The sequence below is a fragment of the Halobiforma lacisalsi AJ5 genome (assembly GCF_000226975.2).
In the GTDB taxonomy this organism is placed as follows: domain Archaea; phylum Halobacteriota; class Halobacteria; order Halobacteriales; family Natrialbaceae; genus Natronobacterium; species Natronobacterium lacisalsi.
The window spans coordinates 1,137,790-1,157,175 of the sequence record NZ_CP019285.1 but is presented as its reverse complement, the minus strand read 5'-3'; the positions used below and the strand labels follow the sequence as shown (position 1 = coordinate 1,157,175).

Below are 19,386 nucleotides of genomic sequence, written 5' to 3'. Positions count from 1 at the left end.
TTTAGGTCCCGCGCTGTGGGACCGAGTATGATCGTCAGCGGATCCGCGTCGCAGGCGCTCGCCGCCGCGCTCGCGGACGAACTCGAGGTACCGCTCGCCGAAGTCGCGTACGACCGGTTTCCCGACGGCGAACTGCTCGCGGCCGCGCCCGGCGTCGCCGAGGCGAACCCGGATCGGGCGGTCGTCGTCGGCTCTACCGTCTCGAGCGACGCCCACCTCGAACTCCTCCAGTTGCAAGACGCCGTCCGCGAAGCCGGGACCGACGAGGTCGTCACGGTCCTTCCGTACATGGGCTACGCGCGCCAGGACGAGGCCTTCGAGCCCGGCCACCCCGTCTCCGCGCGGGCGGTCGCCCGCGCCGTCTCGAGCGGGACCGATCGCGTGCTGACGGTCAACCCCCACGAGGAAGCCGTCTGCGAGTTCTTCGAACCGACGGCGACCGCCGTCGACGCCGCGGGTCGCCTCGCGGAGCCGCTGCCCGCGGATCTCACGGATCCCGTCTTTCTCTCACCCGACGCGGGCGCGGTCGACCTGGCGGAGACGGTCCGCGACGCCTACGGCGAGGGCGAAGGCGAGGTCGACTACTTCGAGAAGACCCGCCACTCGGGCACCGACGTCGAGATCACGCCCAGCGACGTCGACGTGGCCGGACGCGACGTCGTCGTCACCGACGACATCATCGCCACGGGATCGACGATGAGCGAGGCCGTGGGCGTCCTCGGCGAGCGCGACGTCGGCCGCGTATTCGTCACCTGCGTGCACCCGCTGCTCGCCCGCGACGCGTACGCGAAACTCTCGCGGGCCGGCGTCGAGGCGATCTACGGCACCGACACGATCGAACGCGGCTCGAGCGCCGTCTCGGTCGCGCCCGTCCTTGCGGACCGTCTGTAAGCCGCTCGAGCGGGCCGGCCGCAGCCGGCGGTCGGGAACGGGAACAGAAACGGGCACAGACACGGGCCTAAACCGTTAAGTGGTCACCGATCCCTGGCTCAAATACTGGCGGACACCGCCGTCCTCCCCCGGAAACAGTACCCTCCCGCGACCGGCGGGCGATCGACGACCGGGCCGAACGGTCGGTCGAATCGGGACGGACAAAAGCGAGGGATCGAATGCACGGAATCGTCCACAAGACCCTGAAGGAGTACGTCGTCGACCGGGCCGGCGAGGACGCCTGGAACGCCGTCGCCGAGCGGGCCGGCCTCGAGTCGACCCTCTACCTCCCGGTCTCGCGCTACGACGACGCCGACGTCGACGACGCTCTCGACGCCCTCTCGACGCTCGCCGACGAGGACAGGCGCCGGGTCGAACGCGACTTCGGCCGGACCCTCGCCCCGGAACTGCTCTCGACGTTCGACGCGCACGTCTCGACCGACGGCGACCTCGCCACGCTGTTGACGACGCTGGGGACGGCCTACGAGGAACTCGAGGTCGGGGTCGACGACGTCACGCTCCCCGACGTCACCGGTCGCCGGACGGACGAGGGGCCGGTGATCGTCACCTACCGATCGCCACGAGAGCGGGGGTACTGCTGGCTGGCCTACGGGATCCTCGAGGGGCTGGCCGCAGCCCTCGACGCCGACGCGACCGTGACGAAGACCGACTGTGCCTACGGCCGCGGTGACGGCGACGGCGACGGCGAGGACGAAGCCGAGAGCGACGCCTGCCGGTTCCGGGTTTCAGTCGCGTAACGAGCGACGCCTCATACTGCCTGCTACTGCCGTCGGAACGCGACCAGCCCTGCGAGAACGGCCGCGAGCGCCGCGAGCGAGACGCCGACGCCGAACCCGGGCACTTCCTCGAGTTCGGCGAGCGGCAGGCTCCCGACGGTCACCGTTACGACACGGTCGCCGACGGCGACCTCGTGGCGTCCCTCTTCGTCGAACCGGACCTCCCGAGTTATCGTCGCGGTCTCGCCGGCCCGGACGGCGACGGGTGCCTCGGCGACGACGCCCTCGTGGGTGCGGACGGCGACGAACGCCGCGGCGGGCCGGTCGTCGGCCGGCTCGACCGTCGCCGTCACTGCGGCCGACTCGCCGGGGTCGATCTCCCGCGGCTCGAGGTCGAGGTCGGCCACCGCGACGCTCGAGGGCGCGCGCACGATGACAGTCGTCGTCTCGGAACCGACCCGGAGCTCGTACGTGCCGGGTTCGGGCGGCGTCCACGAGAGCCGTTCCGTGGCGCGCTCGCCCGTCTCGAGGCTCCCCTGGGCGCGGTCGACGGGTACGCCGTCGACCTGTAGCGTGGCGTCGTAGCTCCCCGCGCGGTCCCCGACGTTTGCGACCTCGACGGGGACGGCGACGGTCGTTCCGGCCGGGACGGCCGCGAGCCGACCCTCGTCGGTCTCCCAGCGCTCCCAGGGTTCGCCGTCGACTGCGAGCGGCGGGTCGGCGTGGCCGTAGTCGATCGCCGGTACCGGTTGGTCGAACGCCGCCTCGTGTTCGCCGCGGCTCCACATCGAGGGGAGGGCCTTGGTTTCCGCGTAGCGTTCGGCCGCCTCGCGGACCGACGCGTCGCCCGCCTCCTCGAGGGCCGCGTAAAAGTCCGCCGCCGCGATCCGGTCGTTCGCCGCGCGGGCGTTGAGCGTTCGGAAGACGTCCACGAGGGTACGGTCGCCGTCGGTCACAACCCGGAGCCGTCGATCGATCTCGCCGTAGACGAGCGGGCCCTGCACGTAATCGGTGTGGGGGTCGTCCCAGCTTCCGGGTTCCGCGAGGATCCCGTCGGCGTACGGCGACCGTTCGCCGCGCTCGAGGAAGCGTTCGAACTCCTCGAAGCCGATCAGTCCCGTCCCGAGGGCGACCTGTGCCGCGTGGTACTCCGCCTGGGCCTCGACGAGCCATGTTGCGTCGGTTGCCGTGGCGTCGGGCGAGCCGGCGTAGGCCTGTCGGACGTGGACGTACTCGTGGAGCCAGACGTTGTCGGGTTCGTCGAGGGGCGCGTCCGCGCGAACCCACGCGTCGGCGTCGCCGTACTGGAGGCCGCGCGAGCCCCAGTCGACGCCGGTCGGAGCCGCGACGACGAACGTCTCGTCGGGCCGTTCGCCGACCGCGAGGCGCTGACTGCCGGCCGCGAGCGTCTCGAGGACGTCGTCCGGCGCCTCCTGCAGGTCGGCCGCCGCGGGGACGACGAGCCGGAGGCGCTCGCCCTCGACGAGTCGCTCGTACTCGGTCACCTCGCCGAAGACGGCGACGTCGCCCCCGGTCGCCCCCGAACCGTCGACCGTCGCCGACGACTCGAGGCCGACCGGCTCGCTCCCCTGTGCGTAGACACGAAGCTGCGGGACCGGGACGATCGCCCAGTCGCCGGCGTCGACGAAGGAGTAGCCATCGTCGCGCTCGCTGACCGTCGGCGACTGGCGGTCGTCGTGGCCGGTCCGGTTCGCAGGTAATGTCACCAGAAGCGACGGTGCGGCCGTCTCGCCCGTCCAGCGGTACACACCGTCGGCGGTCGATTCGAACCCATCCGCCGACCGGACCGTCGCCTCCGCCGTCCCCTCGAGGTCGAGGTCGACCTCGACCTCGGAGACCGAGTCGGGCACCGAAAAGCGGATCTCGGCCTCGTAGGTCGGTTTCTTGGGTATCTGTCGCAGTTCCGTCGTGTAGGAAAGGACGTCGCTCGAGCCGGAAACCGACGGGGTCGAGGAGTCGGGGTCAGGGTCGGGGTCGGGGCCGACGTGTTCGAGTTGCTGTGTTCGATCCGTAGCGCCGACGCTTGCCCCTGGCGAGGCCGATCCGGTGCCGAGAACGACGCCGCCGATACCGGCAGGGAGAGACGCCACGAGCAGCGCGACCGCGAACACGACCCGGTAGTTCACGGACGTATACTCGAAACTGACCGTCAAGTCTCTTGTGGGGTTTGTCCGCCAGAGAAATCGATGGTGCCGATACGTCCGGCAGCCCGTCGATGGCCGGCAGGTGACGTCGTGGACCGTCACCGTCTATAAAAACGTGAACGACTCGAGGGGCGACGGCGCTCGAAAGGACCGGCATTCCCGGATCCGATCGGGAGTCGCGCAGTTATCCCGGTTTTCCGGCCGAGTGACCACGAGACCCGAAACTCGAGGAGAGGGGGACGGCCGCTATCAGTGCCCTAAAAACGATCTTGAACCGTTCTACCCGGCGAAAGCGACCGAACGATCGTCGTTCCTTTTTCCCCGCCGTGAAACGTGACGATCATGACCGAAAAGCAGTCGAACCCGAATCGCGATCGAGCCGACTGGTCGTTCGATCACGGCGTCGACCGCCGGACGTTTCTCGCCGCCGGCGGAGGCGTGAGTGCGACGCTACTCGCCGGTTGTAGCTCGGACTCGGGAAGCGAGTCGGCCGACGGCGACAGCGACGACGGCGATACCGACGACTCCACGGGGACCTTCCGGTTGCTCATCAGCGACATGCCGGCCGACATCGGGGACTTCGACAGACTGGACGTCACCCTCGACAGCGCCCGTATCTTCGATGGCGAGGCCGAGGACGCAAAAGAGGAAGAACAGGAAGGTGACGACGCAAACGAAGAAGACGAACGCGACGAGGAAGAGGTGGACGACGAGAAAGAAGAGGAAGACGATACTGCGGACGGCGAGGAGGAAGAAAGCGACACGGAGAAAGACGACACCGAGGACGCGGACGACGAGAAAGCGGAAAAGGAAAATGAAAATGAAAATGAAAAGGAAGACGACGAGGAGGAGCGCGGGTTCTACGTCGTCGACCTCGAGGGCGCGACCGTAGATCTGACGCAGGTCGTCGGCGACAAAGCGATGCCGGTCGGCGAACTCGACCTGTCGGAAGGGACCTATCAAAAGATCGAACTCCACGTCGCGGACGTCGAAGGGATCGTCGACGGCGCCGAAGCCACCGTGAAGGTCCCGTCCGAGAAACTACAGCTCACCAAGCCGTTCGAAGTTCGGGCCGGCGAGTCCGTCGACTTCGTGTTCGACATCAACGTGGTCAAGCGCGGGCAGGGGAACGACTACAACCTCACGCCCGTGATCTCGAAGAGCGGAGTCAAGGGCGAGGACGTCGAGGTCGAAGAGGTACCCGAAGGCGGCGAGTCCGAGGCCGAAGACGGCGACGAAGAAGCCGCGGACGAAACCGACGGCGACGACGAGGGCGACCAGGACGACGAAGACAACGAAGACGAGGAAGACAAGGAAACCGACGAAGGCGGGGAAGGCGACGAAAAAGGAAACGAATCGGAGACGGGAGACGGCGAGAACGAAGAGACCGACGGGACCTGACGTCAGTCGCCCCGAGTCTCGCAAGCCAAACGCCGTAACCACATCGGCACTCGAGCGTTTCTCGACGGATTCGCTCTGCGAGCGAACCGCTCGGCGCAAAAATCTGGACCAAAAAAGCCGCAGCGGGTCACTCGACGACGAACAGTCTCAGTCCGACGCCTCGGCAGCCGCCAGCGGCTCGACCGCGATCTCGGCATCCACCTTTTTCCGCCTCGGGTTCGCTCTGCGAGCGAACCGCTCGGCGCAAAAATCTGGACCAAAAAAGCCGCAGCGGTTCACTCGACGACGATCAGTATCAGTCCGACGCCTCGGCAGCCGCCAGCGGCTCGACCGCGATTTCCATCGTCACGCCGTCGACATCCCACTCCTTGCGGTGGCCGTCGCCGTCCTCGACCGCGCGGAGTTCGTCCGCACGGACCTCCTCGCGGATCAGATCCTCGCGCTCGGCAACCAGGTCGGCGACGCGGTCGTCGTCGATCTCGAGGTCCAGCGCGATCCGTTCCTCGACGTCGAGTTCGAGGTCCTTGCGCATCTCCTGGACGCGGCGGATGACCTCGCGGGCGTAGCCCTCGCTCTCGATGTCCTCGGTCAGCGAGGCGTCGACGTAGGCGACGCCGCGGTCGTCGCCGTTCAGCCCGAACGCGGTTCCCGCGATGTCGTCGGGCGTCTCGGTGACGAACGAGACCATTTCCTCGGTGATCGACTCGCCCTCCTCGAGGACGTCGGAGACCGCGTCCTCGAGCAGGTCGAGGTCAGGCTCGTCGATCCGGGCCTCGTTGAGTGCGTTCATCACCCGTCCGGCGCGATCGCCGAAGGCGGGGCCGAGTTCGCTCATGTCCGCCTCGGCGCTGTACTGGAGCTCCTCCCAGCGGTCCTCCGCGGAGACGAGTTCGATCTCGCGGGCGTTGAGCCGTTCGGCGAGCAGATCGGTGTGGCGCTCGACCGCTTCGGCAGCGCGGTCGTCGTCGGCCGCGACGACGACTCGCGGAACGGGCCAGCGAAGCTTGCGACCGGCCTGCTGGCGGGCGTTCGCACCCGCTTCCTCGATCGCCCGCAGGAAGGCGACGTCTTCCTCGAGTTGTTCGTCGACCCAGTCCTCCTCGATCTCGGGCCAGTCTTCCATGTGGACAGTGTCGTATCCGGCGTCGCCGGTCAGCGTGCCGTAGATCTCGTCGGTGATGAACGGCGCGTACGGCGCGAGCAGGGCGACCGTCTCCCGCAACACGCGGTAGATCGTCGCGTAGGCGGCCTCCTTGGAGGCGCTGTCGTCTTCCTCCCACATGCGCTCGCGGACGGCCTGGACGTAGAACCGCGAGACGTCCTCGACGACGAACTCGAGGAGGGCGTCGACGGCCTTGTCCTGGCGGCGGTCATCGAAGTGCTCGGTCATCTCGGCCTTCGTGGACTGCAGCCGGGCGAGCACCCACTCGTCGACGAGTTCGAGGTCCTCGTCCACGTCTTCCAGGGTCGTCTCCTGGGGATCGAAGTCGTCCAGGCGCATGTACGGCAGCGGGAACCGGAAGACGTTCCACAGCGTCCGGAGGTGGTCCTCCATCGTCTGCATGCCGTCCCAGGAGAACCGCATGTCGTCGCCCTGCGGGTTGTTAGAGAGGAGGAACAGCCGCATGACGTCCCGGCCGTGGCGGTCGATCGCCTCGTGGGGGTCGATGAGGATGTCCTTGGACTTGCTCATCGCGCGGCCGTCGGGCATCAGCGCGTGGCCGTGCATCAGGACCTCCTCGTAGGGGATCTCGCCGAGCGCCGCCGTTCCCATTCCGAGCTGGGACCAGAACCAGCCACGCGTCTGGTCGTGGGCCTCGAGGATGAAGTCCGCGGGCCAGAGTTCGTCGAACTTGCTGTCGTCTTCGGGGAAGTCGAGCGTGCCCCACGACGCCACGGAGGAGTCGAGCCAGACGTCGAAGACGTCGGGAACGCGGGTGTAGGTCGTGCCGTCCTCGGTGATCGTCAGGTCGTCGACGGTGTCCTTGTGGAGGTCGACCTCGTCGGGGTCGACGTCCTGGTCGACCCGTTCGGCGAGTTCCTCGCGGTCGCTGACGACGATCCGGTCCTCGTCGTCGTCACGGTCCTCGGGCGTCCAGACGGGGAGCGGGATGCCCCAGTAGCGCTGCCGGGAGACGTTCCAGTCCGGCGCTTCCTCGACGAAGTCACGGAAGCGGTTGTCCCGGGCCCAGTCGGGGTGCCACTGGCTGTCCTCGATGTTCTCCAAGAGTTCGTCCTTGACGTCCGTGATCGTGATGAACCACTGGTCGGTGACGATCTGGATGATGCCCGTGTCACAGCGCCAGCAGTGGCCGTAGCTGTGGTGGACGGTGCTCGACGCGAGCAACGCGCCGTTGTCCTCGAGGTCGGCGATGATCTCGTCGTCGGCCTCTTTGACGAACTGGCCCTCGTACTTGCCGGCCTCGTCGGTGTAGACGCCGTCGCCGCCGACGGGACAGAAGATGGGGAAGCCGAGTTCGCGGCCGCGCTCGAAGTCCTCCTCACCGTGGCCCGGTGCGGAGTGAACGAGCCCTGTACCGTCGCCGCCCGTGTCGACGTAGTCGGCGGCGTAGACCTCGCCCGCGCCCTCGTGGTCGGGGTGGTCGGGGACCTCCTCGGCGAGCGGGTGGTCGTACGACCAGCCGATCAGTTCCTCGCCGGTCAGTTCCTCGACGATCTCGTAGTCCTCGTACCGACCTTCTTTGAGGACCTCCTCGTGTTTGGCCTCGGCGACGTACAGCAGTTCCGCCTCACCGTCTTTCTCCGCGCGGACGCCGACGTAGTCGCCCTCCTCGTCGACGGCGACGAAGGTGTTCGCGGGGATCGTCCAGGGCGTGGTCGTCCAGATGACGATCGATCCCTCGCGATCGGCGAGGTCGAATTTGACGTAGATCGAGGGGTCCTCGACGTCCTCGTACTCGACTTCGTTGTTCGCGATGGCCGTCTCACACCGGGGACACTGCGAGATCGAACGGTGGCCCTTCTCGACCAGGCCCCGTTCGGCAGCCTTCGCAAAGCCCCACCAGGCGGCCTCCATGTACTCCGGCCGGACCGTCTTGTAGGGGTCCGACCAGTCCATCCAGACGCCGAAGTCCTGGAAGTCCTCCTGCAGGCCCTCGAGTTGCTCCTCGGCGTACTCCTTGCAGGCCTCGATGAAGTTCTCCTCGCCGTACTCCTCGATGTCCTTCTTGTTCTCGAACCCGAGTTGCTCCTCGACGCGGGTCTCGATGGGGAGCCCGTGCATGTCGTAGCCGGGCCGGTCGGTGACGTCGTACCCCTGCATCCGGAAGAACCGGAGGTAGACGTCCTTCAGCGTCTTGTTCCAGGTGGTCCCCATGTGGGCCGACCCGGAGGTGTACGGCGGCCCGTCGACGAAGAAGAACGATTCACCGTCGGAGCGGTGCTCGACCGTCTGCTCGTAGGCGTCGACGTCGTCCCAGTAGTCGAAGACCCGCTGCTCCAAGGCGTGCGGATCGTACTGGTCGTCGACCTCGCCGAATCTGCTCATAGGTGACGTGATTCGCTCCGAGACTAAAGGAGAATCGGTCCGTGCGTTCTCGAGTGGCACGTGTGCTCGCCGCGATCGCCACCGCGGCAGCCGTCAGGCGGACCCCGTCGACGGGACCGAAAGCGAGAGTGCAAGCGCCACCCCGGCGACGGCCGCCAGCAGGAGAAACGCCTCGTCGAAGTAACCGGCGTCCGCCAGCGCCCCCACGACCGTCGGACTCCCGGCCCCGATCAGCATGTAACCGGTCCGCAACGATCCCAGGCCGGTCCCCTGGACGTCCTCGGGGAGCGCGTTCGTGAGGTAGGTGAGCGTGATCGTCCCGTATCCGAGGACGCCGCTGGCGAGCGCGGTGACGGCAGTCAACGCGGCGATCCCCTCGACGAGCGGAAGCAACGCCATCGCGGCCGTGATCGCGAGGAGGACGACCGGCAGCGAGCGGCGCATTCCGCGGGCGTCGTACGCTGATCCGGCCAGCGGCTTCACGAGCGTCCCGAGCGCGAAGAAGCCGCCGAACAGGACCGTCGCGGTCGTCGGCGCGATCCCCTTCGCCTCGACGAGATACGTGGGGTAAAAGCCCGTGAACGCCTGCCAGACGCAGTACCCGAGCGTCTGAACCCCCGCGACGGTCAGGACCGCCCGCCCTCGCAGGGCACCGCCGATCCTGCGAAGGGTCTCGAGGAAACCGGGCCCGCTCCCGTTCGAGGCCGACGCGGTCCCGCCGCTCGAGCCGTCGCCCGGCACGGTGAGGTGGATGCCGACGGTCGCGAGGAGAAACAGCGGGATCGCGGCGGCAAAGCCCAGTTCCCAGGCGAGCGCGACCGCGAGCGCGCCGGCAAGCGGCGGCAGGAGGGTGTTGCCGAGATCGCCCGCGGCCATCGTCAGCCCGATCGCGGTCCCACCGTGGTCGGGGTAGTTCGTCGTGAGGATCGTAAACCGGGCGACGCCGTACAGCGCGGTCGCGAAGCCGAACAGGATCGTCGCTGCGAACAGTACCGGGACCGAGCCCGCGACGACGACGAACGTCAGCGCGACCGCCGAGACGCCGGTACTCGCGACGAGGACGCGGCCGCCGCCGATCCGATCGTCGAGGACACCGCCGGGGAGCTGTCCGAGCGCGTACGCCACCCAGAGCGCGGTGATGAGCAGTCCCGACCGCGTCAGGTCGAGACCGTAGGCGGCCCGCAGTTGGGGCAAGACGGCGGGGTAGATCATCCGGACCCCGAGCGAGAGGAACCAGCCGCCGGCGACGGCGACGAGGATCGGACCCCGGCCCTCGCTCCAGAGTTCGGCCCCGAGGCGCCGAAGTCGCCTGGCCCGGTCGGCGACGTGTGTCGGTATCGGCGTCGACATCGATGCGTCGGTACTCGCGCTCCGACCGCATTGTATGCACCGGTGGCGGAAGTTCGCATTCTCGTTCGCGTTCGCGTTCGCGTTCGCCGATCCAAGTTCCAGACTCCCCGGGCCGCGGGTCGCCCGAGAGCGGCGGAAACGCACCGCGCCCGCGCCCCCAGACGTTCCTCCCGGATCCCGGTCGGGAGAACCACACCACGGGAGCCTCGAATCGGCGGCCCCTCGGAACGCTCGGGTGGACGAAGCGGCGGCGCGGCTCGAGGGGAATGCTGTGCGGAAAATCGGGTACGGCTCGCGGTCGTTGTCCGGGCTTTACCGGTGGGCGACGACCCGCGCGAGGACCTTCTGGTAAGCGATCCCGTAGACGCCGGCGTAGAGCATGACGCCGCCGATGGCGGCGAGCCACAGTGCGACCATCAGTTCGCCGGAGCCGTAGTGCTGCAGGCTGGTGTACTCCGCGAGTGTCCCACCCGCCGTGAGCAGCGCCGCGGCGGCGGTATAGAGGAGTACGGACAGCGATTCGACGAGGAGTTCTGACGACATTATGCGGTCAGAGACGCTCGGCGAAGGTAAATTTATCCCCTCGCACGGGGGAACGACGTCTCCGGCGGAATCGTCACCCGGATCGAACCGTCCAGCATAAGCGCCTCCGACCCCTGGCGTCGTCCGTGTCTCCTCGCGATTCCGATCCCGATTCGAGGGGGAGCGGCCGTCCGGCCGACCCGGCGTTCCCCGACGACGACCACGGACTCGAACTCGAGCCCGACTGTACCCGGTGTCCGGCGCTCGTCGACGCCCGCGAGCGCATCTCGTGGGGAAACGGCCCCGAGGACGCGAGCATCGTCGTCGTCGGCGAAGCGCCCGGCTACGGGAACCCGGACGCCGACCGCTGGAAGGGCGGCAACTGGACGGGGAAGGCCTACACTTCGCGTCACTCCGGCCGGCGGATCAGACGGCTGCTCGAGCGCGTCGGCTTCGGGGACGATGCCTACTACACGAACGCGGTGAAGTGTTTCCCGAGCGAGGCGCGTGGTGCCTCGGAGTCGGCGAGCGGTGAAACCGCGAGCCACGATCCGGCGGACGAGACGACGAACCGGGAGCCGACACCCGAGGAGCGTTCGAACTGCCGGCCACACCTGTTGACGGAACTCGAGGTCGTCGACCCGGCGATCGTCCTCGCGACGGGAAAGCACGCGACGAAGACGATGCTCGCGGCGGAACGAGCGGCGGAACGAGCGGCGGAACGAGCGGCGGAACGAGCGGCGGAACGAGCGGCGGAACGAGCGGCGGAACGAGCGGCGGGCGAGGACGTCGAGGACGGCCCGCGACTCGACGGGTTCGTCGATAGCGTCCTCGAGCCGATTCGCTGCGACGCGCTGGGCGTCCACCTCGTTCCCGTGTTCCACCCCTCGTACCAGGACGTCTGGATCGGCCGCCTCGGCTACGAACCGGCGGAGTACCGGGCCGCGATCCGGGACGCCCTCGAGGCGGCCATCTGAACGGACACGGCGGCCAGACCGTAGCGTCCCCGCCTACACGACCGCCGTGACCAGCGTGTAGAGCAGTGCGAAGAACGTAAACCACAGCAGCGTCCGGACGAACAGCATGCTGTAGACGTCCGGGACCGGCACCATCGCGTGGAACCGACGCTCGGCCTCGAGAAACGCACGAACGGCTGCTTTACTGCGGTCGATCACGGTGCTAGTTGCCGGCGGACCAGTAATGAACGTGTCGAGCGCGGGGCGTTCGGCCGGCAGGCCGCCGACGCGAGCGGGTAACCTTCTTACGGCGAGCCGACACACACTCGCGTATGAGTACGATCTTCAGCCAGATCGTCGAGGGAGAGATTCCCGCACGCGTCGTGTACGAAGACGAGACCACGCTGGCGTTCCTGGACGCGAACCCGCTCGCGCCCGGGCACACGCTGGTGATCCCGAAAGACGAGTACGAACGGCTGGACGACGTCCCAGAGGACGTCGCGGAGGATCTCTACGCGACGATCCACCGCATGGTCCCGGCGGTCGAGGAGGCGGTCGACGCCGACGCGACGACCGTCGCGTTCAACAACGGCGAGGCCGCCGGCCAGGAGGTGCCCCACGTCCACTGTCACATCGTCCCCCGGTTCGAGGGCGACGGCGGCGGCCCGATCCACGCGGTCGCGGGCGACCGCCCCGACCTCGAGGACGACGAACTCGACGACATCGCCGCGGATATCGAGTCTCGAACCTGACCGGACCGTTTTCTTTTCGGTTCGTTTACTCGAATAGCGTATAGCAAATCCCGTTACAAAAATCAGATTCCGGAAAATTACATCTTTCCGATAGGCGTAGCGGTAGCCGACGATGGTGCGGTCGATCACCTGGCGGTTCTACGCCTACCGGCTCTCGGTATCGAACGGCTTCTATCTCCCACTGAGCGTCCTCTACCTCGAGCGGGTTCGCGGGTTCGGGCTCGACGAGATCGGGCTGATAATGGGCGCGTTCTCGATCGCAGTCGTCGTGGCGGAACTGCCGACGGGGTACGTGGGGGATCGACTCGATCGACGGACCGCTCTCGCCGTCGGCAACGTCCTCTCCGTGGCGTTCATGGCGGGATACGTCGTCGTCGAGTCGCCGATCGGGTATCTCCTGTTGCACGTCCTCTGGGCGTTCGCGTGGGCGTTTCGGTCGGGAACGGCCGACGCGTGGCTGTACGAACTCCTCGCCGCCGTCGGCGACGACGACGAGTTTACCCGGTACCGGTCCCGTGCGATGACGATCGAGTTGACCTTCGAGGCGGCGACCGCTGCCGCCGCGGGGACGCTCGCAGCCTTCATCGGCTGGAACAGTCCGTTCCTCGCCAACGCGGTGCTTGCCGCCCTCGGCGTCCCGATCCTGTTCACGTCGCCATCCGTCGGCGACGTTCGAACCGACCGGATGCCGTCGTCCGACTCTCTGTCGGTCCGGGAGGCCGTCCGCGTCCTCCGGGTACAGGCCCGCCGCCCGGAGCTCCGCTGGTTCGTCGCGTACGTGGCCCTCTTTCACGGGCTGTACTCGGTTGTCAGGACCTTCGAGCAACCCGTCCTCGAGGAAGTCGGGATCTCCGTATCGGGGTTGGGATTGCTGTACGCGGGTTTCAAGCTCGTCGCGGCCGGCGCAGCCTCGACGACGGAGTGGATCTCCGATCGGCTGGGGGCCGACGGCGTGCTTCCGTTACTCGCCCCCGTATACGGCATCGCCTTTCTCGGCGTCATCGGAATTCCGGCGCTCGTCGTACCGGTCCTGTTTCTCAACCGGTGCGTTCGCGTGATCGTTCAGCCGATCCGCGATCAGTACCTCAACGATCGGTTGGACGACATGGGACGCGCGACCGTGCTTTCGGGAGCGTCGATGGCGATCTCGGTGACTGCCGGTATCGCGAAGATCGCCGCCGGCGAGGTCTCGGCCGCGATCGGCTTGCTCCGATTCCTCACGGCGGCGGGAATCGCTATCGCGGCGGGCGGCGGACTGCTCTGGCTCTCGACGTCGCCGGTTCGGCCGATCGGTGCGTCGACGGCCGACGACGCGGCTCCTGCGGACTGACGTCTGGGAGGGATCGTGGAACCGAGAAGTGGGCCGGTTCTTTTTCGGAGAGGCGGAAACTGGACCCCAGTATGACCGAGCGGGACGATCTCGCACCCGAGGACGCGTTCGCACTGGTCGGCGACGAAACGCGGGCACGGATCATCCGCGTTCTCAACGAGGAACGGGACGGCAAGGGGGCACCGCCCGTGCTTTCCTTCTCGGAGCTGTATGACCGCTTCGACGAGGTCGGGAGCAGCCAGTTTAACTACCACCTGCAGAAGCTGGTCGGCCACTTCGTGGAGCGAACCGAGGACGGCTACCGGGTCCGGCCGGAGGGGATGGCCCTGTACCGGACGCTTCGGGGCGGTACCTTCCGGCGCCTCGAGTCGACGGCACCGATCGACGTGGGGTTGAACTGTTACTGCTGTGGGGCGGCCGTAACCGCGACCTACGAGGACGGTGTCCTGACCGTCCAGTGTCCGGACTGCGATCACCTCTATCTCACGAGTACCAGGATTCCGTCGCGGTCGGTCGACGACGAGGAGGCGTTGCTCTCGCGGCTGGACCAGTTCGATCGACACAAGCTTCTGGCGTTCAACCGCGGCGTCTGTCCGACGTGTGCCCACGCGATCGAATCCCGGTTCGTGCCCGCAGCCGAAGCACCGTTCCCCCACACGGAGGAGCGTGACCTCTATCTCCACCGATCCTGCGAACGTTGTGGGAACGTCGACTACGTCTCCGTCGGCAAATCCCTCCTCGAGCACCCGGCGGTCGTCTCGTTCCTCCGCGAGCACGGAACCGACCCCAGGGAACGGTTCCAGTGGGAGTTCGAGTTCGCGATGACCGACCGCTTCACGACGGTCCGGTCGCGCGATCCCTGGACCGTGGCGATCGAACTGACGCGAGACGGCGAGACCCTGGAGTTGATCGTCGACGAGGAGGGGTCGGTGAGGGAACGGACCCGCTCGACGGGATAACCGAGCGGACGCGTAACGGACCCGATCGGTCGGCCCGGCCCACAGGGACCGGCGTGGGCGGTCGGATCTCGGCCGCCGCCGTGACCGTTTTGTCCCCTCGCTGCAAGCTTCGAGTATACGATGCCTCTCGCGAGCCTCGTCGCCCGCTTTCGCAGCCACCCTATCGCCACAACCCTCGAGCTCGGCAGCGTCGTCGTCTGTCTCGTCCTGTTCGTGACTACCTTCGCCCTGCTTCTGAGTGGCGCGCCGGCGACGGAAGCGACCGGTGCGCAAACCGGCACGTCCGGGACCGCCTGGCTCGCGGTCGTCGGCGTCGGGGCGGCTTTCGTCCTGTTCTGGACGGCGCTGGTGCCGCTGTACGAGCGGCTAGTTTACTGACCTTACAGCACCGTGCCGAGCAACAGATCCCCGTAGAACAGGCCGACGACGAGCCCCAGAAACACCGGCACCAGGAACGGCGTTCCCGGCGAGATCCAGACCGTCTCCGTCCCCGGATCGGCGACGACCTCGAGTCCCTCGCGGAGCTCTTCGGGTGTCGTCCCGTAGGCCGACCCCTCGATGTCCGCGAGGAAGGCGTCGGCTCCCCAGGGGTCGTCGTAGCCGTCGCCATCGGAGCCGGCACTCGTCTCCGCCGCGAACGTCGCGTCGCTCCCGCCGTCGCTTCGCACCTCGGCCGTCACCGCGCCGTCGGTCGGCGGGTTCGGTTCCTCGGGGAGGGTCGCCGGATCGCGCAGCGTGTCGCCGTTCTCGCGGAGGTCCGCGAGCGAGAGCCCGCGCCACCGGAGATACATCCGCAGGGCGTCCAGATCGAGGCCGCCGCGGGAGACCCCCTCGGGGGTCTCGAGCAGGCGGCCGTGTCGCTCCGGCAGTCGGTCGACGGCAACGGGCCAGCCGACGAACATCACGGGCGCGATCCGGCCCGCGGCCGCGTTCCGGACCGCGAGCGCGATCGGGATCAGTATCGTGACGAGGACGGCGTTCGTCAGGATCGTAAACGAAAACGACCCGATCGGCGTCGTCGCGACCGGAACGGTGACGGAGCCGATCGTATACGCCGGGAACGTCGGAAAGAGAAGCGCGAGCGCGAGCAGGGCTTTCGCGTCGGCCCCGCCGAAACCGCCGAACCACCAGAACAGGTAGGCGATGGGGACGACCAGCCCGAGACTGATCGCCGCCGGGACGAGGAACTCGTGGCTCCAGGCGTAGCCCCCGGCCGCTCGAGCGATGCGAGCCTCCCAGACGAGCAGAGCGCCCCCGAGCAGCGAGAGCGGGATCCAGACGCCACTCGAGACGCGCCGGGTCTCGATGTCCCGGATGGCGACCCAGGCGAAGACGGGGAGCGCGACGAGCCGCAGGAGGTCCGGACCGGTGGCCGAGACGAACGCGAGTGTCACGTCTCCCACTCTCGAACGCGGGGGTGTTATCCTTTCGGCCTCGGCCGGCGCGGGGGAGTCGAACTCGAGAACGGGAACGAGAACGGAAAACGGAAAACGGTAGAGCTACCGCTTCGAGACCGGGCGAGCGATAAAAAGCGGTGCGCGTCAGTTTAAATGACGCGGTTCTGCAGGTAGTCGAGGTGCTTCGCGTTGTAGACGATCTTGACCTCGTCGGTCTCGGCGGAGCCGATGCAGGTCAGGCGAACGTTCTTCTCCTCGACCTCCTCGTCGCTGAGGATCTGCTGCATGTCCATGTCGATCTCGCCCTCTTTGACGATGGCCGCACAGTTCGCACAGGCACCTGCACGGCAGGAGAAGGGCCAGTCGTAGCCCTGGGCCTCGGCGGCCTCGAGGATGTACTCGCCTTCGTTGACCTCGAGGCTACCGTAGTCCTCGTCGTCGAGGTCGGCGTCGGCAGCCTGCTCGAAGAGGTCGTCGTCGTCCATGTCCCAGCCCTGGTCGTCCAGCACTTCGTAGTTGAGGTATTCTACCGTGGGCATCATTCGGCGGTTCGAGGCCCGCACTGGTATAGCTTGCTGTTCAGTCTTCAATCGTTTTTAACACAAAATCGGTGTTTGACCGGCCTCAGCTACCAACAGACACCAAATGACGGATTGTGATTAGATGACACGCGGCGAACGGTCACGTCGGCGCGCTCAGAAGCCAAAGATCGGCACGAACTGGAACGTGAGGTACGCGCCGACCGTCGAGAGGAGCGGGACCACGTTCTGCATCAGGATGACGCGGGCCGTCGTCGACGGATCGAACAGGTCCGACGCCTTCGGGATGTCCTCGGGTTCCTCCTCGCCGATTTCGGGCGAGCGTTCCCCCTCCTCTTCGACGGTAAGCGCGCCGACCGAGACGCGGGTCTCCTCCTTGCCGCGGGCAGCCTCGGAGATGGTCGTCGTCCGGGTTGCTCGTCCCCAGCCGAGGCCGACGATGCTCATCGTCGCGATGACGACGAAACTCGCCGGAATTCCGATCGACGAGAGGAAGATGACGATCCCCGAACTGATGACTGCGACGACGATCGCCGCCGTCAGCGGGAGGTTCGTGATGTCGTTGCCAAGCGTATCGAGCGTTCGTCGTGCGATCGTGAAACAGCCGACCGCGACGGCCGCCGACCCGATGAGGATCAACACCAGCATGTCGGGATCAATCCCGTAGAGCATCTCCGGCCCGCTCGAGCTGCCCATCCCGAGCAGCGCCAGCATGTCGACGTCGGCGCCGTAGATCGGCGCGATCGCGTTGGCGATGTTGCTCGTGCCGGACGAAAAGGCCATCAGACACCCGATCGCGACGACGACGAACGCACCGGTGATCTCTCGGCGGTCGGCGTTCGGCCCGAACTGGAGCCGCGGGACGAGCCCGGAGCGATCGACGGAGATCATCCGTTCGCCGTCGCGGCTCCCCTCGATGGCGACCCACGCGTTGATCCGCGGGTAGAAGTACCGGCCGACGACGCCAGCGACCCAGAAGCCGAGGATCGGCGCGACGATCCACCAGACGACGATTTCGCCGAGGACGTCCCAGGCGAGTTCGCCGGTCGCGAGGCCGAGTGCCGCGATCGCGCCGACGGCGGTCATCGACGTCGAGGCCGGGACGCCGGCGTAGTTGCCGACGAACAGCGCACCCCCGATAAAAAAGAGGACCGCGACGTTCGAACGGAGCGTGAAGATCTCGGTGGAGTGGACGAGCTCCTCCCCGAGGGTCGTCACGACCTCCGGACCGATCGTCACCGCCCCCACGAAGAAGAAGATCGACATCAACCCGGCTGCCATTAACTTCGTGATGACGTTCGCACCGACGGCCGGTCCGAACGCGGGTCCCGTGGTCGCGCCGCCGATATTGTAACCGACGAAGATCGCAACCAGAAGCCCTACGATAAGGAGTACTTCAGTCACAGGTGGAACTCACGCGAGCGGACCGTAAAAATGGCTCCGTTCGCTCACAGCAGGGAACTGGAGTCGAACCCTCGAGCACCGACCGGCGGCCGACACCGGGACCTGCGCCGTAGCGCAAGGACGAAGACGGCCGACGGTGGAGACGTACTCTCCGTGACCGCACATACCAAAGGATTTCAATCGGCCCCGCCCTACGTTCCGGCATCATGTGTGCCGTTCGGGATTCCTGTAGACGAAGAGTACGACGCGAGCAACCGGTGCCGTCGCCGGGTCGAATCGATCGAGCCGGACACCGATCGGCCCCCGTGCGGTCGAATCCGACAGGTGACGATCGACGATGTTGAACCCGGTTCGTGTCGACGCCGCCGTCGACCTCGCCTACGGTGCCTTGATCGCTCTCTCGATCGTGCTGATTGCTGTCCTCGAGACGAACGTCGGACTCGCCTTCGGTATCGGCGTGTTCGCGTCGTACGTGATCCACGTCGTCTGGAAGATGGCCCGGTTCGATCCGGACTGGATGACTCGGACGGTCGAAGAGGCGGTCGGTGAAACCGTCGAGAGCCAGGTCGAAGACGTACAAGCACAGGTCGAGGAAACCGTCGGCGAAACCGTCGAGAAACAGGTCGACGAGACTGTCGAACAGACCGTCGAGGAAACAGTCGGTGAAACCGTCGAAAAACAGGTCGGCCAAGTAACGGCACAGGTCGAGGAGACCGTCGAGGAAACCGTCGAGAAACAGGTCGAAGAAGTACAAACGCAGGTCGAAGAAACCGTCGAGGAGACCGTCGGCGAAACCGTAGAAGAGCAAGTCGACGAGGTACAGGCACAGGTCGAGGCCGTCGGCGAACGCGTCGATCGCCGCCCGAGCGAGGATGAGGTCGAAGAAATAGTCGAGGAGTCGGTCGAAGAGGGGACGGGGTCGTAGCGGCCGGGCCCGTCACTGCTCCGGTCAGTGAACGATCGTCACCGGCACCGACGCGCGTTTCGACACCGTTTCGGCGACGTTCCCCACGAGAAACCGGTGCGTTGCCCGCCTCCAGTCCTCCCCGTGGCTGCCGATGACGACCGCGTCGTAGTCGTCCGCGCGGTCGATAATGTTCCGGGCCGGATGGCCGATCCCGACGACTGTCTCGATCTCGCGGTCCCGGTCCGTCGCGACCTCGCGGGCGCGTTCGATCACCGGTTCCGCCCGGGTGTCGGCCGCCTCCTCGAGGTCGTCCGCGAGCGACAGGCCGACCGCGTCGCCCATCATCATCGACGGGACGCCGACGACGTGAAGCACGGTGATCTCGGCGTCGGGGTAGTTCTCGAGGGCGTACTCGAGAGCCTGTTCGGCGTGGTCCGAGTCGTCCATCGGGACGAGAACGCGTGAGATCATAGATAGTGGTTCGTTACCCAGTGACGTAAGTCCTCACTCTCCAGTAGGGAGCGGGCCG

Annotated in this window: 18 protein-coding genes; 9 read left to right on the top strand and 9 right to left on the bottom strand. The window is 67.0% G+C overall.

Annotation, left to right across the window (positions count from 1 at the left end; genetic code table 11):
* The first annotated feature begins 27 nt into the window (after positions 1–27).
* Together prs and CHINAEXTREME_RS05450 are read left to right on the top strand one after the other, a co-directional pair.
* Positions 28–891 (top strand): ribose-phosphate diphosphokinase, encoded by an 864-nt coding sequence (gene prs / locus CHINAEXTREME_RS05455; protein ID WP_007141470.1) that lies wholly within the window; start codon positions 28–30, stop codon positions 889–891.
* Between the two features lie 218 nt (positions 892–1,109).
* On the top strand, positions 1,110–1,688 hold the full coding sequence (locus CHINAEXTREME_RS05450; RefSeq protein ID WP_007141469.1) for a heme NO-binding domain-containing protein: 579 nt from the start codon (positions 1,110–1,112) through the stop codon (positions 1,686–1,688).
* 23 nt (positions 1,689–1,711) lie between these two features.
* Here the strand turns inward: CHINAEXTREME_RS05450 and CHINAEXTREME_RS05445 are convergent, their stop codons facing one another.
* Complete coding sequence (locus CHINAEXTREME_RS05445) at positions 1,712–3,814, bottom strand: CARDB domain-containing protein (protein ID WP_010546396.1); 2,103 nt, start codon at positions 3,812–3,814, stop codon at positions 1,712–1,714.
* Between the two features lie 360 nt (positions 3,815–4,174).
* Here CHINAEXTREME_RS05445 and CHINAEXTREME_RS05440 point away from each other — a divergent pair, with 360 nt between their 5' ends.
* Positions 4,175–5,233 carry a DUF4382 domain-containing protein gene (locus CHINAEXTREME_RS05440; protein WP_010546397.1) on the top strand — a complete coding sequence of 353 codons (1,059 nt, stop codon included), beginning with the start codon at positions 4,175–4,177 and terminating at the stop codon, positions 5,231–5,233.
* Between the two features lie 295 nt (positions 5,234–5,528).
* On the opposite strand, the gene ileS is transcribed toward CHINAEXTREME_RS05440, so the two are convergent.
* From ileS to CHINAEXTREME_RS05425, 3 genes are all read right to left on the bottom strand, one after another.
* Positions 5,529–8,741, bottom strand: coding sequence for an isoleucine--tRNA ligase (ileS, locus tag CHINAEXTREME_RS05435; RefSeq protein WP_007141466.1), 3,213 nt, complete (start codon positions 8,739–8,741; stop codon positions 5,529–5,531).
* Positions 8,742–8,834: 93 nt separating this feature from the next.
* On the bottom strand, positions 8,835–10,091 hold the full coding sequence (locus CHINAEXTREME_RS05430) for an MFS transporter (RefSeq protein ID WP_007141465.1): 1,257 nt from the start codon (positions 10,089–10,091) through the stop codon (positions 8,835–8,837).
* A 312-nt stretch (positions 10,092–10,403) separates the two neighbouring features.
* Entirely contained in the window at positions 10,404–10,634 is a 231-nt protein-coding gene (locus tag CHINAEXTREME_RS05425; RefSeq protein WP_007141464.1) for a hypothetical protein, read from the bottom strand.
* A 125-nt stretch (positions 10,635–10,759) separates the two neighbouring features.
* On the opposite strand from CHINAEXTREME_RS05425, the gene CHINAEXTREME_RS05420 reads away from it, so the two are divergent.
* A complete protein-coding gene (locus CHINAEXTREME_RS05420) occupies positions 10,760–11,590 on the top strand; it encodes a uracil-DNA glycosylase (RefSeq protein ID WP_156875534.1) in 831 nt (276 codons plus the stop codon).
* A gap of 33 nt (positions 11,591–11,623) precedes the next feature.
* On the opposite strand, the gene CHINAEXTREME_RS21785 is transcribed toward CHINAEXTREME_RS05420, so the two are convergent.
* The gene (locus CHINAEXTREME_RS21785) at positions 11,624–11,788 is read right to left on the bottom strand and encodes a hypothetical protein (protein ID WP_007141461.1); all 165 of its coding nucleotides are present in this window, start codon (positions 11,786–11,788) and stop codon (positions 11,624–11,626) included.
* 113 nt (positions 11,789–11,901) lie between these two features.
* On the opposite strand from CHINAEXTREME_RS21785, the gene CHINAEXTREME_RS05415 reads away from it, so the two are divergent.
* From CHINAEXTREME_RS05415 to CHINAEXTREME_RS05400, 4 genes are all read left to right on the top strand, one after another.
* Positions 11,902–12,321: an HIT family protein gene (locus CHINAEXTREME_RS05415; RefSeq protein ID WP_007141460.1), complete on the top strand. Its 420-nt coding sequence runs from the start codon at positions 11,902–11,904 to the stop codon at positions 12,319–12,321.
* Between the two features lie 112 nt (positions 12,322–12,433).
* Complete coding sequence (locus CHINAEXTREME_RS05410; protein ID WP_007141459.1) at positions 12,434–13,651, top strand: MFS transporter; 1,218 nt, start codon at positions 12,434–12,436, stop codon at positions 13,649–13,651.
* A gap of 71 nt (positions 13,652–13,722) precedes the next feature.
* A complete protein-coding gene (locus CHINAEXTREME_RS05405; protein WP_007141458.1) occupies positions 13,723–14,610 on the top strand; it encodes a winged helix-turn-helix domain-containing protein in 888 nt (295 codons plus the stop codon).
* Positions 14,611–14,730: 120 nt separating this feature from the next.
* Complete coding sequence (locus tag CHINAEXTREME_RS05400) at positions 14,731–14,988, top strand: hypothetical protein (RefSeq protein WP_007141457.1); 258 nt, start codon at positions 14,731–14,733, stop codon at positions 14,986–14,988.
* A gap of 2 nt (positions 14,989–14,990) precedes the next feature.
* Here CHINAEXTREME_RS05400 and CHINAEXTREME_RS05395 read toward each other — a convergent pair whose 3' ends face one another.
* The 3 genes from CHINAEXTREME_RS05395 to CHINAEXTREME_RS05385 all read right to left on the bottom strand — a co-directional run bounded on the left by CHINAEXTREME_RS05395 (position 14,991) and on the right by CHINAEXTREME_RS05385 (position 17,950).
* Positions 14,991–16,004 carry an A24 family peptidase C-terminal domain-containing protein gene (locus CHINAEXTREME_RS05395; RefSeq protein ID WP_007141456.1) on the bottom strand — a complete coding sequence of 338 codons (1,014 nt, stop codon included), beginning with the start codon at positions 16,002–16,004 and terminating at the stop codon, positions 14,991–14,993.
* 152 nt (positions 16,005–16,156) lie between these two features.
* Entirely contained in the window at positions 16,157–16,546 is a 390-nt protein-coding gene (gene fer, locus CHINAEXTREME_RS05390) for a ferredoxin Fer (protein WP_007141455.1), read from the bottom strand.
* Positions 16,547–16,702: 156 nt separating this feature from the next.
* Positions 16,703–17,950: an inorganic phosphate transporter gene (locus CHINAEXTREME_RS05385; RefSeq protein ID WP_007141454.1), complete on the bottom strand. Its 1,248-nt coding sequence runs from the start codon at positions 17,948–17,950 to the stop codon at positions 16,703–16,705.
* Between the two features lie 337 nt (positions 17,951–18,287).
* On the opposite strand from CHINAEXTREME_RS05385, the gene CHINAEXTREME_RS05380 reads away from it, so the two are divergent.
* Positions 18,288–18,875 (top strand): hypothetical protein, encoded by a 588-nt coding sequence (locus tag CHINAEXTREME_RS05380; protein WP_007141453.1) that lies wholly within the window; start codon positions 18,288–18,290, stop codon positions 18,873–18,875.
* 24 nt (positions 18,876–18,899) lie between these two features.
* On the opposite strand, the gene CHINAEXTREME_RS05375 is transcribed toward CHINAEXTREME_RS05380, so the two are convergent.
* Positions 18,900–19,328, bottom strand: a complete 429-nt coding sequence (locus CHINAEXTREME_RS05375) for a universal stress protein (RefSeq protein ID WP_007141452.1) — start codon at positions 19,326–19,328, stop codon at positions 18,900–18,902.
* Positions 19,329–19,386: the final 58 nt, after the last annotated feature.

Coding starts and splice junctions, on each gene's coding strand:
- ileS (WP_007141466.1), bottom strand. CDS start 8,741: ATGAGCAGATTCGGCGAGGTCGACGACCAGTACGATCCGCACGCCTTG.
- CHINAEXTREME_RS05415 (WP_007141460.1), top strand. CDS start 11,902: ATGAGTACGATCTTCAGCCAGATCGTCGAGGGAGAGATTCCCGCACGC.
- CHINAEXTREME_RS05440 (WP_010546397.1), top strand. CDS start 4,175: ATGACCGAAAAGCAGTCGAACCCGAATCGCGATCGAGCCGACTGGTCG.
- CHINAEXTREME_RS05400 (WP_007141457.1), top strand. CDS start 14,731: ATGCCTCTCGCGAGCCTCGTCGCCCGCTTTCGCAGCCACCCTATCGCC.
- CHINAEXTREME_RS05405 (WP_007141458.1), top strand. CDS start 13,723: ATGACCGAGCGGGACGATCTCGCACCCGAGGACGCGTTCGCACTGGTC.
- CHINAEXTREME_RS05430 (WP_007141465.1), bottom strand. CDS start 10,091: ATGTCGACGCCGATACCGACACACGTCGCCGACCGGGCCAGGCGACTT.
- CHINAEXTREME_RS05410 (WP_007141459.1), top strand. CDS start 12,434: ATGGTGCGGTCGATCACCTGGCGGTTCTACGCCTACCGGCTCTCGGTA.
- CHINAEXTREME_RS05375 (WP_007141452.1), bottom strand. CDS start 19,328: ATGATCTCACGCGTTCTCGTCCCGATGGACGACTCGGACCACGCCGAA.
- CHINAEXTREME_RS05425 (WP_007141464.1), bottom strand. CDS start 10,634: ATGTCGTCAGAACTCCTCGTCGAATCGCTGTCCGTACTCCTCTATACC.
- CHINAEXTREME_RS05450 (WP_007141469.1), top strand. CDS start 1,110: ATGCACGGAATCGTCCACAAGACCCTGAAGGAGTACGTCGTCGACCGG.
- prs (WP_007141470.1), top strand. CDS start 28: ATGATCGTCAGCGGATCCGCGTCGCAGGCGCTCGCCGCCGCGCTCGCG.
- fer (WP_007141455.1), bottom strand. CDS start 16,546: ATGCCCACGGTAGAATACCTCAACTACGAAGTGCTGGACGACCAGGGC.
- CHINAEXTREME_RS05380 (WP_007141453.1), top strand. CDS start 18,288: ATGTTGAACCCGGTTCGTGTCGACGCCGCCGTCGACCTCGCCTACGGT.